The following is an 11,797-nucleotide window of genomic DNA, read 5'->3' as shown; positions in this document are numbered from 1 at the left end:
TCCGGTGCGGGTGCGTTGGGGGGGTGCGGGTGCCGGGACTCCGGCCGGGTTTTGATTTCCCATCCGCACCGCCCGCACCACGCCCGCACCAGCCGCACCACGCCTGCACCACCCGCGCGGCTTTCGTCGTCGAGTGTGGGTGGCCCCTGCGGGGGCTGAGCGCCGTCGGCGGCCAAAGGTGGCCTGCGGGTCGGCGGACTTGCCCGGGTGGTGTGCCGGGGCCGTCCACGCATGCGGCTGCCCTCCCAGGAGGTCCCGGGAGGGCATCAGATGGGGTGGGTCAGCCGTTGCGGGGGCCGGGGAAGGCAGTGGGGCGTACCTCTTCGCGGAGGGCCGGGCTGCCCGCCGTCGGCTGGGTCGGCATGGAGCGGGCCGCGGGGACTGTCGGTACCGCGGGGATACCGGTGTTGACGCTGACCGTGTGGGTTTCCGGTGCCTCAATGGTCCGCTCGGCCTCGGCGGCCGCCTGGGTCACGGCACGGCGTGCGCCGTAGCGACGGTGGACCGCCTGCTTGGTGACCCCGAGCGCGGAGCCCACCGCGTCCCACGAGAAGCCGAGCGAGCGGTCGAAGTCGACCGCGGCCGTCACCAGTGTCTCGACGCTGTCCCGCAGCTCCTGCGCGAGACGGACCGTCGGCGCGGGGGCGCGTCCGTAGACGACGAAGCCCGTGGAGGGACCGGAGCGGCGCGGGCGGTAGACGTTCCCCAACTGGGCGGTGAGCGTGCGCAGTGCGTCCACCTGCCGGCGGACCCGCTCGATGTCCCGCACCAGCAAGTGCAGGCTGGCCCGAGCCTGGGCGTCGTGGGTTGCGTGGTCGGCCATGAACAAGCCTCTCGAACCGGCGATGAAAAGGATCGGGCCGCTGCAGCGGCCCGTAGTGGTCAACTCTTTCTTGACCAACGCGTGGACGCTCCGCTGGTCACGCAGTGGGGGCGTGGCGGCATATGCGTGCGCCCCGGGAGGGGGGTTCGCGCCTCGATCCCCGCGCGGTCCACTCCGTCGGCGGTATTTCTTTCCGTGGTCATAGACTTGTGCGTTGCCCGCACACCCCTCGCCCGAGAGGCCCGAACCCACCCATGAAGCTCGTCTTCGCCGGTACCCCCGAGGTCGCCGTTCCCGCTCTGGACGCTCTCATCGCCTCCGGGCGGCACGAGGTGGCCGCCGTCGTCACGCGGCCCGACGCACCGGCCGGGCGTGGGCGCAGGCTCGTCGCGAGCCCGGTGGCCGAGCGGGCCGTGGAGGCGGGCATCGAGGTGCTGAAGCCCCTCAAGCCGCGGGACCCGGAGTTCCTGGAGCGGCTGCGGGAGATCGCCCCCGACTGCTGTCCCGTCGTCGCCTACGGGGCGCTGCTGCCCCGCGTCGCCCTCGACATCCCCGCCCACGGCTGGGTCAACCTGCACTTCTCGCTGCTGCCCGCCTGGCGTGGGGCCGCACCCGTGCAGCACTCCATCATGGCGGGCGACGAGATCACCGGGGCCTCCACCTTCCTGATCGAGGAAGGCCTCGACTCCGGGCCCGTGTACGGCACCGTCACCGAGGAGATCCGGCACACCGACACCAGCGGCGACCTGCTGACCCGGCTCGCCTTCGCCGGCTCCGGACTGCTCGCCGCGACCATGGACGGGATCGAGGACGGCACCCTGAAGGCCGTACCGCAGCCCGCCGAGGGCATCACCCTCGCCCCGAAGATCACCGTCGAGGACGCGCAGGTCGACTGGCGCACCCCGGCCCTGCGGGTCGACCGGGTCGTGCGCGGCTGCACGCCCGCGCCCGGCGCCTGGACGCTCTTCCGCGGCGAGCGGCTCAAGCTCATCCAGGTGCAGCCCGCACCCGAGCGCACCGACCTCGCCCCCGGACAGCTCGCCGTCGGCAAGAACAACGTCCATGTGGGCACCGGCTCCCACGGCGTGGAGCTGCTGTGGGTGCAGGCCCAGGGCAAGAAGCCGATGAGGGCCGCCGACTGGGCGCGCGGGGTGCGGATCGGCGAGAGCGAGAGCCTCGGCGAGTAGCACGGGTGCCGACGGCGGGGCCCCTCGGCGGGTAACGCGCGCGCAGGTGGGACGTACGCTTGGTGCGTATCCCGCCAACACATCCGGAGCACCTTTTTCGTGAGCGACCAGTCCCGTGGGCCCCGCCCGTCCGGCAAGCCCTACCGTCGGCCCAAGAAGGACCCCGTCCGCTTCCTCGCCTTCGAGGCCCTGCGGGCCGTGGACGAGCGGGACGCGTACGCCAACCTCGTGCTCCCGCCGCTGCTGCGCAAGGCGCGGGAGAAGGAGGGGCCCGACAAGTTCGACGGGCGGGACGCGGCGCTGGCCACCGAACTCGTCTACGGGACGCTCCGGCGCCAGGGGACGTACGACGCCGTGATCTCCGCCTGTGTCGACCGGCCGCTCCGGGAGGTCGACCCGCCCGTCCTCGACGTGCTCAGCCTCGGGGTCCATCAGCTGCTCGGGACGCGGATCCCCACGCATGCCGCGGTGTCCGCCTCCGTCGAGCTCGCGCGCGTGGTGCTCGGGGACGGGCGGGCCAAGTTCGTGAACGCCGTGCTGCGGAAGGTCGCGCAGGACGATCTGGACGGATGGATCGCCCGCGTGGCCCCGCCGTACGAGGACGACCCCGAGGAGCATCTCGCCGTCGTGCACTCGCACCCCCGCTGGGTCGTCTCGGCCCTGTGGGACTCGCTCGGCGGCCCGCGGGCCGGGATCGAGGAGTTGCTGGCGGCGGACAACGAGCGGCCCGAGGTGACGCTGGTCGCCCGGCCCGGGCGGTCCGACACGGACGAGCTGCTGCGGGAGGAGGCCGCCGTCGCGGGGCGCTGGTCGCCGTACGCCGTGCGGCTGGCCGAGGGCGGCGAGCCCGGGGCCATCGAGGCCGTACGGGAGGGCCGTGCGGGCGTGCAGGACGAGGGCAGCCAGCTGGTGGCACTGGCGCTCGCCAACGCGCCTCTGGAAGGGCCGGACGGGAAGTGGCTCGACGGGTGTGCGGGGCCCGGTGGCAAGGCCGCGCTCCTCGCCGCGCTGGCCGCGGAGCGGGGTGCCGTGCTGCTGGCCTCCGAGAAGCAGCCGCACCGGGCCGGGCTCGTGGCGAAGGCGCTGCGCGGGAATCCGGGGCCGTATCAGGTGATCGCCGCGGACGGGATCAAGCCGCCGTGGCGGTCGGGCAGTTTCGACCGGGTGCTGATGGATGTGCCGTGTACCGGGCTGGGGGCGTTGCGGCGTCGGCCCGAGGCGCGGTGGCGGCGTCGGCCCGAGGACCTTGAGGGGTTCGGGCCGTTGCAGCGGGGGCTGCTGAAGACCGCGCTGGACTCCGTCCGGGTGGGCGGCGTCGTGGGGTACGCGACCTGTTCACCGCATCTCGCCGAGACGCGGGCGGTCGTCGAGGATGTGCTCAAGGAGTGGCCGGAGGCCGAGTTGATCGACGCACGGCCGTTGCTGCCCGGTGTGCCGGCGCTCGGTGAGGGGCCGGATGTGCAGTTGTGGCCGCATGTTCACGGGACGGACGCGATGTATCTGGCGTTGATCCGTCGGACGGGGTGAGGTTCGCCTCTTCGCCGTAGGGGTTCGGGTCGTGGCGCGAGTGGCGGTGCGTTGTGGCTGGTCGCGCCGCCTCTCAGGGCGTCTCGCTCACCCTTTCCGACTCGGTCGCCACGGGAGCGTTACCGTCCTCCCGCGCCAGTTTGTGCGGCCACCACATCTTCGGGCCCACGTCCAGGAACAGAGCCGGCACCAGTACCGACCGGACAATGAACGTGTCCAGGAGTACGCCCAGCGCCACGGCGAAGCCGATCTCGGCGAAGGCGACCATGGGGAGCGTGCCGAGGGCGGCGAAGGTGCCGGCCAGCACCAGGCCCGCGGACGTGATGACCGCGCCCGTCGCCGCCAGGCCCATGACCACGCCCGGGCGGGTGCCCTGGCGGGCCGCCTCCTCGCGGATGCGGGTGGTCAGGAAGATGTTGTAGTCGATGCCGAGGGCCACCAGGAAGACGAAGACGAAGAGGGGGAAGTCCGTCGTCTCTCCCGCGTAGTCGAACAGGTACCTGAACGCGAGCGCGCTGATTCCCAGGGCCGCCGCGAACGACAGGATCACCGTCCCGATCAGCAGCAGAGGTGCGATCAGGGCGCGCAGCAGGGCGCACAGGATCAGCATGACGACGATCAGGACCAGCGGGATGATCAGCATGTTGTCGTGCGTGGTCGCCTCGTCCATGTCGAGCAGGGAGGCCGTACCGCCACCGACCCGGGCGTCGGCGTCCGGTACCGCGTGGACGGCGTCCCGGACCCGTTCGACGGTCTGCTTGGCCGCCTCGCTGTCGGCCGGATCGGTCATGGTCGCCTCGAAGAGGACCTTGCCCTCGTACGACGGTTTCGTGCCCGGCGGCAGGCCCAGCGACGCGGGGGCGACGCCGTCGGTGGCGGCCACCGCCTCGCCCACCTGCCGCGCCTGCGCCTGGTTGCTGATGATGACCAGGGGATCGCCGCTGCCCGCCGGGAAGTAGCGTGCGGAGACCTCCTGGCCGACGATCGAGTCCGGTTTCCCGGTGAACGCGTCCGCGTTGCTGATGCCCTCGGCGCGCAGCTGGATCAGGCCCAGCGAGCAGATGGCGAGGATCAGTGCGGTGACGCCCCACACCATGCGCGGGCGGCGGGCGATACGGCGGCCCATGCGGGCCCAGAGGCCCCGCTCGATGCGGTCGGGGTCGCCGAAGCGCGGGATCGCGGGCCAGAAGATCCAGCGGCCGCAGATCACCAGCAGAGCGGGGAAGAGGGTCATCATCGCCAGCAGGGCCACCGCCACGCCGATCGCCGCCACCGGGCCGAGACCGCTCGTCGAGTTCATCTCCGCGGCCAGCAGCACCAGCATGCTCAGGACCACGGTCGCGCCGGACGCGATCACGGCCGGGCCCGCTCGGTGCAGGGCCAGGGCCATCGCCTCGTGCCGGTCCTCGTGGTGGTGCAGTTCCTCGCGGTAGCGGGCGACGAGGAGCAGGGCGTAGTCCGTCCCCGCGCCGAAGACGAGGACCGTGAGGATGCCCGCGCTCTGGCCGTTGACCGTGAGGCCGGCGTGCTCCGCGAGCAGGTAGATGAGGGCCTGTGCGGTGAAGAGGGCGGCGATGACCGAGAGCAGGGGGACCAGGATGAGGGTGGGGCTGCGATAGGTGATCAGCAGCATCACGATGACGACGGCCATCGCGGAGATCAGCAGGGTCGAGTCGATGCCCTCGAAGGCCTCGGAGAAGTCGGCGGAGGTGCCGCCCGGTCCGGTGATGTGCACGGCGAGGCCGTCGCCGCCCTCGCCGACCCCGTCCCGGATGGTGTCGACCGCGGGGGCGATCTCCTCCCAGCCCTGCTCGTCCATCGTGATCGGTACGAGGATCTGGGCCGCGCGCGGATCCGTCTCACGGTCGAAGACCGGGCCGCGGGTCTCCGCGCCGCGGATGCCGTGGTCGCGCAGTTCCTTGAGCTGCCGTGCGTCCTCCGCGATCTGCGCCCGGTCCTGGGCGGTCAGACCGTCGGGACGGGCGTAGACGACGACCGCGGGGATCTGTTCGGGCCTGAAGTCCTCGGAGATCTTGAGGACTTGGGTGGACTCGGCGGAGCCGGGCAGCCAGGAGGCGGCGTCGTTGTCCTGGGCGTCGGTGAGTTTCTGGGCGAAGGGCGCGGTCAGGAACAGCGCGACGACCCACAGCGCCAGAACGACCCACTTGGCGCGCCGTCCGCACACCAGATGCCCGATGCCTTGCTTCCCCGTCATGGCCACCCCCGCAGCCCCGATACCTCACGGTCGGCCGCCCAATATGGCACGTACCGTCCCGGAACAACATCCGATGAACGGCTGAGGTCTGGACCGGCGCGAACATTCATGGCCGGACATGGCAGGCTTGGGCTATGGCCGCGCAGATCAACCCCAGCATTCTGTCCGCAGACTTCGCTCGCCTCGCGGACGAGGCGAAGGCGGTGGAGGGAGCCGACTGGCTCCACGTCGACGTCATGGACAACCATTTCGTCCCGAACCTCACGCTCGGTGTGCCGGTCGTAGAGTCCCTCGCCCGGGCGACGGACATCCCGCTGGACTGTCATCTGATGATCGAGGCCCCCGATCGGTGGGCGCCCCAGTACGTAGAGGCGGGGGCCGGTTCCGTCACCTTCCACGTCGAGGCGGCCGCCGCTCCGGTCCGGCTCGCCCGGGAGATCCGGGCCAAGGGCGCCCGCGCGTCCATGGCGCTCAGGCCCGCGACGCCCATCGAGCCGTACGAGGATCTGCTCCCCGAGCTCGACATGCTCCTGATCATGACGGTCGAGCCGGGCTTCGGGGGACAGGCGTTCCTCGACATCATGCTCCCCAAGATTCGCCGCACCCGCGAGTTGATCAGCAAGCACGGCCTCGAACTCTGGCTCCAGGTCGACGGCGGAGTCTCGGCCTCCACCATCGAGCAGTGCGCCGACGCCGGCGCCGATGTCTTCGTCGCCGGTTCGGCCGTGTACGGGGCATCCGACCCGGCCGAGGCGGTACGTGCATTGCGCACCCAAGCTGAGGGGGCGACCGCCAAGGCGAGCTGGGCATGCGGCCACTGAGCCACAGGAACGTGAACGGCTCCCATCAGGGCTGATCAAGACCGCCGGATCTGCAAGGATGAACGGCGAATCCAGAGTGTGAACAGCAGTGAGGAGATGGCCGTGTCGGGTATGTCGGCGGGCCGGTCAGCCATGCGGATGGGACCCGCTGAGCTGGTGCAGGCGGCGGCCATGGCCCGCCGCTTCTACCTCGAGGGCAAGTCCAAGATCCAGATCGCCGAGGAGTTCGGCGTGAGCCGCTTCAAGGTGGCCCGGGTTCTGGAGACCGCCCTCGAGCGGGATCTCGTACGCATCGAGATCCGTGTGCCTGCCGAACTGGACGCCGAGCGCTCGGACGCGCTGCGCGCCCGGTACGGACTCAGGCATGCCGTCGTGGTGGAGTCGCCGGCCGAGGCGGAGGACTCGCCCGACCCCGAGAACCTCGGCGAGACGGCCGCCGACCTGCTCGGTGAACTCGTCAACGAGGGCGACGTCCTGGGCCTGGCCTGGGGCCGGTCCACGATTCACATGGCGGCGGCCCTCGACCGGCTGCCGCCGTGCACGGTGGTGCAGCTGACGGGGGTGTACGACGCCGGGACCGCCGAGCGCGGTTCGGTGGAGGCGGTACGGCGGGCCGCGCAGGTCTCGGGCGGCGACGCCCACCCGATCTACGCCCCGATGCTGCTGCCGGACGCGGCCACCGCGGCGGCGCTGCGCAACCAGACGGGGATCGCCCGGGCCTTCGAGTACTTCGACAAGGTCACGGTCGCCTGTGTCTCCATCGGCTCCTGGGGGCCGGGTGTCTCCACGGTGTACGACATGCTCAGCGAAGAGGAGCGGGCGCACTACTCGACCCTCGGCGTCGCCGCGGAGACCTCCGCGCACCTCTTCGACGCCGACGGGCGCCGCGTGGGCCGGGACCTGGGCGAGCGGTGCATCACGGTCAAGGCGGACCAGCTCCGCCGTATCCCCGAGGTCGTCGCGATCGCGGGCGGGGCGCGCAAGGCGATGGCCATCGACGCCGTGCTGCGGTCCGGGCTCGTCACCAGCCTGGTGACGGACACCTCGGCGGCGGACGTGCTGCTGACGGCAGGTCAGACGCCGAAGCCGGCGCTGAACCGCGCCGACCCGGACGGCCCCTGACCGAAGGTCATGCGGGGGCGGCCGTGGCAGCGTGGACAGCATGCTGCTGCGGTTCGTCCCCCGGGTGCTGGCCTGTCTCCTCGTCGTCCTGCTGACGGGGTGTACGTCGAGTGAGGCCGGTGCGGCCCCTCCGTCCTGGGCCGAGGGCATGGCCACCGTCCAGGAGTCACGGCTGCCCGCCCAGGCCCGCGAGACGCTGGACCTCATCGACGCCGGCGGCCCCTTCCCGTACGACAGGGACGGCAGTGTCTTCGGGAACTTCGAGCGGCGGCTGCCCGCCCACCAGCGCGGTTACTACCACGAGTACACCGTCCCCACGCCGGGCTCGCGCGATCGCGGGGCCCGGCGCATTGTCACCGGGCGGGACGACGAGATCTACTACACCGATGATCACTACGACTCGTTCAGGGCGGTACTGAGATGACGACGGTCGTGGCCACGCTGGACCTCGACGGGGTCACGGACAAGGCGAGCCTGATGGAGCGCTGTGTCCGGGACCTGCGGCTGCCGGACTACTTCGGGCGCAACTGGGACGCGCTGGCCGACGTCCTCTCCGACCCGGGACTGTGGCCCGAGGACACCGTCGGGGACAGATTCGTCGTCGTGCGGAACTGGGAGCGGTACGCCGAGGCGCGGCCGGGCGAGTGGGCGACCGCCCGTGAGGTGTTCTCGCGGGCGTCCGCGCTCACGGTGACGCTCGCGCTCGGAGGATCCTCCTAACGCGCCTCTGACCAGCCTGGATGATCTGCCCGGGCATCGCATTCCGGTGGACATGGGACAATGAAGTACGTGCTCTTCCCCCTGGCTGTCCTGTCCGGGGGCCACCTCTGATCGACTGGGATGTGCAGCACGTGCGTTTCCTCAATGGCATCCAGCCCGCGTACGACCTGACGTACGACGACGTCTTCATGGTCCCGAGCCGCAGCGCGGTCGGCTCGCGTCAGGGTGTGGACCTCAGCGCCCCCGACGGCACGGGCACCACGATCCCGCTGGTCGTCGCCAACATGACCGCCATCGCCGGGCGCCGGATGGCCGAGACGATGGCCCGGCGCGGTGGCCTGGTGGTCATTCCGCAGGACATCCCGATCGAGGTCGTCACCGAGGTCGTCTCCTGGGTGAAGAGCCGCCACCACGTCCTGGACACCCCGATCGTGCTGGCCCCGCACCAGACCGTCGCCGACGCGCTGGCCCTGCTGCCCAAGCGGGCGCACAACGCCGGTGTGGTCGTCGACGGGGACGGCAAGCCCGTCGGTGTCGTCACCGACCGGGACCTGACCGGCGTCGACCGCTTCACGCAGCTCGAGGTCGTCATGTCCAAGGACCTGCTGCTGATCGACGCGGACATCGACCCGCGCGAGGCCTTCAACCGTCTGGACGCGGCCAACCGCCGCTACGCCCCCGCCGTGGACAAGGACGGCCGTCTCGCCGGCATCCTCACCCGCAAGGGCGCGCTGCGGGCGACGCTGTACACGCCGGCCGTCGACGCCCAGGGCAGGCTGCGCATCGCGGCCGCCGTCGGTATCAACGGCGATGTCGCGGGCAAGGCCAAGCAGCTGCTCGACGCGGGCGTGGACACGCTCGTCATCGACACGGCGCACGGCCACCAGGAGTCGATGATCAGCGCGATCAAGGTCGTGCGGGCGCTCGACCCGCAGGTTCCGATCGTCGCCGGCAACATCGTGGCCGCCGAGGGTGTGCGGGATCTGATCGAGGCCGGTGCCGACATCATCAAGGTCGGTGTGGGTCCCGGTGCCATGTGCACCACCCGCATGATGACCGGTGTGGGCCGGCCGCAGTTCTCGGCCGTGCTGGAGTGCGCCGCCGAGGCGAAGAAGTACGGCAAGCACGTCTGGGCCGACGGCGGTGTCCGGCACCCGCGTGACGTCGCCATGGCGCTGGCGGCCGGTGCGTCCAACGTGATGGTCGGCTCGTGGTTCGCGGGCACGTACGAGTCCCCGGGCGACCTTCAGCAGGACGCCGACGGGCGGCTCTACAAGGAGTCGTTCGGCATGGCGTCCGCGCGGGCCGTGGCCAACCGCACGTCCGACGAGTCGTCGTACGACCGGGCCCGCAAGGCGCTGTTCGAGGAGGGCATCTCCACCTCCCGCATGTTCCTCGACCCGACCCGTCCCGGCGTCGAGGACCTGATCGACTCGATCATCGCGGGCGTCCGCTCCTCCTGCACCTACGCCGGTGCGGGCTCCCTGGAGGAGTTCGCCGAGAAGGCCGTCGTCGGCATCCAGAGCGCGGCCGGCTACGCGGAGGGCAAGCCGCTGCACGCCAGCTGGTAGCTCCGCCGGCAGCGCGGTTGGTCGGGCCGGGTGACCGATGCTCGTCGCCGGGTGCCGGGCGCGGGTCCGTTGTGGCTGGTCGCGCCCGCGCGGCGGAGCCGCATATTCAACACAGCCCCGCGCCCCTTCGGGGGCGCGGTCGGCCGCCCTGCAACGAATGCGCGCCCTCGTTCGATGAACGCAACGATCTTGCGTGTATGCGCAAGATTGCAGCATTACGAGTGCTATGGCCCTGCTCGTAGGGTCATGCGCTGTACGTGGCGTGGCGGGGACCCCGCTCGGTGGGTTCCTGTTCGCGCAGGTGTGCCGCCGGTCCCCGCCGCGTCGAGAGGCAGCGACGAAGGAGTCAGCGCGTGCTCGACCAAGGCGCACCCCCGCAACAGCGCACATCACGGTCCCCGGGAGTCGGTGCGCGTCTTGTGCGGCGCAAGCCGGTGGAACGCCTGGTCGCCGAGGGCGGCCAGGGGGAGGGCGGCAGTCTGCGGCGCTCCCTCGGGCTCTGGCAGCTGACCATGATCAGCATCGGTGCCACGCTCGGCACCGGAATCTTCGTCGTCCTCGGCGAGGCCGTGCCCAAGGCCGGTCCGGCCGTCACCCTGTCCTTCGTGATCGCGGGCCTGACGGCACTGTTCTCCGCCCTGTCCTACGCCGAACTCGCGGGCACGATCCCGGTCGCCGGGTCCTCGTACTCGTACACGTACGCGACGATGGGCGAGCTGGTCGCCTGGGTCTGCGGCTGGTGTCTGATCCTGGAGTACGGCGTCTCGGTCGCGGCCGTCGCCGTCGGCTGGGGCGAGTACCTCAACGAACTGCTCGACGGGACCATCGGCGTCACCATCCCGGACGCCCTGTCCGCCCCGCCCGGCGACGGCGGCATCTTCAACCTGCCGGCGCTGATCGTCGTACTCCTGGCCATGGCCTTCCTGCTCGGCGGCGCGAAGGAGTCCGCGCGGGCCAACACCGTCATGGTCGTCGTGAAGATCGCCGCGCTGGTGCTGTTCTGCGCCATCGGCGTCCAGGGCTTCCGCTCCGGCAACTACGAGCACTTCATGCCGCTCGGCATGGCGGGCGTGAGCGCCGCCGGGGCGACGCTGTTCTTCTCGTACATCGGCTTCGACGCCGCCTCCACCGCCGGTGAGGAGGCCAAGAACGCCCAGCGGGACCTGCCGCGCGCGATCATGCTGTCGCTGGTCATCGTGACGGCCCTGTACGTCCTCGTCGCGGCCGTCGCCGTCGGCGCGAAGCCCTGGCAGCGGTTCGGTGACTCGGAGGCGGCGCTGGCCCAGATCATGCGCGAGGTGACCGGACAGACCTTCTGGGGGACCCTGCTGGCCGCCTGCGCCGTCATCGCCATCGCCAGCGTCGTGCTGACCGTGCTCTACGGCCAGACGCGCATCCTCTTCGCGATGTCCCGCGACGGGCTCGTGCCGAAGGTGTTCTCGCGCGTGCACCCCAAGACCGGCGCACCCCGTGCCAACACGGTCATCGTGTCCCTGTTCTGCGGTGTCCTCGCCGCCGCGATCCCGCTGGGCCAGCTCGCCGACGCCACCAGCATCGGCACGCTCTTCGCCTTCGCGCTGGTCAACATCGCCGTCGTGGTGCTGCGCCGGAGCCGTCCGGACATGCCGCGCACCTTCCGGGTGCCGCTGTCCCCGGTGCTGCCCGCGCTGGGGCTCGGATTCTGTCTGTGGATGATGGGCAGCCTGTCGGCCGTCACCTGGGTGGTCTTCGGGGTCTGGATGGCCGCCGGGCTCGTGTTCTACTTCGTATACGGCTATCGCCGCTCCCGACTCGCAACACCTGAGAGCTGA

Annotated in this window: 10 protein-coding genes; 8 read left to right on the top strand and 2 right to left on the bottom strand. The window is 71.2% G+C overall.

The window, feature by feature from the left end:
- Window positions 1-280: 280 nt before the first annotated feature.
- Window positions 281-823, bottom strand: coding sequence for a hypothetical protein (locus tag ACIOHP_RS18160; RefSeq protein WP_361555615.1), 543 nt, complete (start codon window positions 821-823; stop codon window positions 281-283).
- 254 nt (window positions 824-1,077) lie between these two features.
- On the opposite strand from ACIOHP_RS18160, the gene fmt reads away from it, so the two are divergent.
- Both fmt and ACIOHP_RS18150 read left to right on the top strand, forming a co-directional pair.
- On the top strand, window positions 1,078-2,010 hold the full coding sequence (gene fmt, locus ACIOHP_RS18155; protein ID WP_401888547.1) for a methionyl-tRNA formyltransferase: 933 nt from the start codon (window positions 1,078-1,080) through the stop codon (window positions 2,008-2,010).
- A 99-nt stretch (window positions 2,011-2,109) separates the two neighbouring features.
- Window positions 2,110-3,537, top strand: a complete 1,428-nt coding sequence (locus ACIOHP_RS18150) for an RsmB/NOP family class I SAM-dependent RNA methyltransferase (protein ID WP_401888544.1) — start codon at window positions 2,110-2,112, stop codon at window positions 3,535-3,537.
- A gap of 73 nt (window positions 3,538-3,610) precedes the next feature.
- On the opposite strand, the gene ACIOHP_RS18145 is transcribed toward ACIOHP_RS18150, so the two are convergent.
- On the bottom strand, window positions 3,611-5,752 hold the full coding sequence (locus tag ACIOHP_RS18145; protein WP_401888541.1) for an MMPL family transporter: 2,142 nt from the start codon (window positions 5,750-5,752) through the stop codon (window positions 3,611-3,613).
- Between the two features lie 134 nt (window positions 5,753-5,886).
- On the opposite strand from ACIOHP_RS18145, the gene rpe reads away from it, so the two are divergent.
- From rpe to ACIOHP_RS18115, 6 genes are all read left to right on the top strand, one after another.
- Complete coding sequence (rpe, locus tag ACIOHP_RS18140; RefSeq protein ID WP_401888539.1) at window positions 5,887-6,573, top strand: ribulose-phosphate 3-epimerase; 687 nt, start codon at window positions 5,887-5,889, stop codon at window positions 6,571-6,573.
- A gap of 78 nt (window positions 6,574-6,651) precedes the next feature.
- On the top strand, window positions 6,652-7,695 hold the full coding sequence (locus ACIOHP_RS18135) for a sugar-binding domain-containing protein (protein ID WP_171144130.1): 1,044 nt from the start codon (window positions 6,652-6,654) through the stop codon (window positions 7,693-7,695).
- A gap of 40 nt (window positions 7,696-7,735) precedes the next feature.
- Window positions 7,736-8,119: a ribonuclease domain-containing protein gene (locus ACIOHP_RS18130; protein WP_401889162.1), complete on the top strand. Its 384-nt coding sequence runs from the start codon at window positions 7,736-7,738 to the stop codon at window positions 8,117-8,119.
- Window positions 8,116-8,415, top strand: coding sequence for a barstar family protein (locus tag ACIOHP_RS18125; RefSeq protein ID WP_401888536.1), 300 nt, complete (start codon window positions 8,116-8,118; stop codon window positions 8,413-8,415). The genes ACIOHP_RS18130 and ACIOHP_RS18125 overlap by 4 nt, the downstream gene beginning before the upstream one ends.
- 131 nt (window positions 8,416-8,546) lie before the next feature.
- A complete protein-coding gene (locus ACIOHP_RS18120) occupies window positions 8,547-9,986 on the top strand; it encodes a GuaB1 family IMP dehydrogenase-related protein (RefSeq protein WP_361555599.1) in 1,440 nt (479 codons plus the stop codon).
- Window positions 9,987-10,339: 353 nt separating this feature from the next.
- On the top strand, window positions 10,340-11,797 hold the full coding sequence (locus ACIOHP_RS18115) for an amino acid permease (RefSeq protein ID WP_401888533.1): 1,458 nt from the start codon (window positions 10,340-10,342) through the stop codon (window positions 11,795-11,797).

The organism is Streptomyces sp. NPDC087859 (assembly GCF_044742595.1).
In the GTDB taxonomy this organism is placed as follows: Bacteria; Actinomycetota; Actinomycetes; order Streptomycetales; family Streptomycetaceae; genus Streptomyces; species Streptomyces canus_F.
Note: the sequence above shows the minus strand (reverse complement) of the source record. Positions and strands in the feature narration are given on the sequence as shown.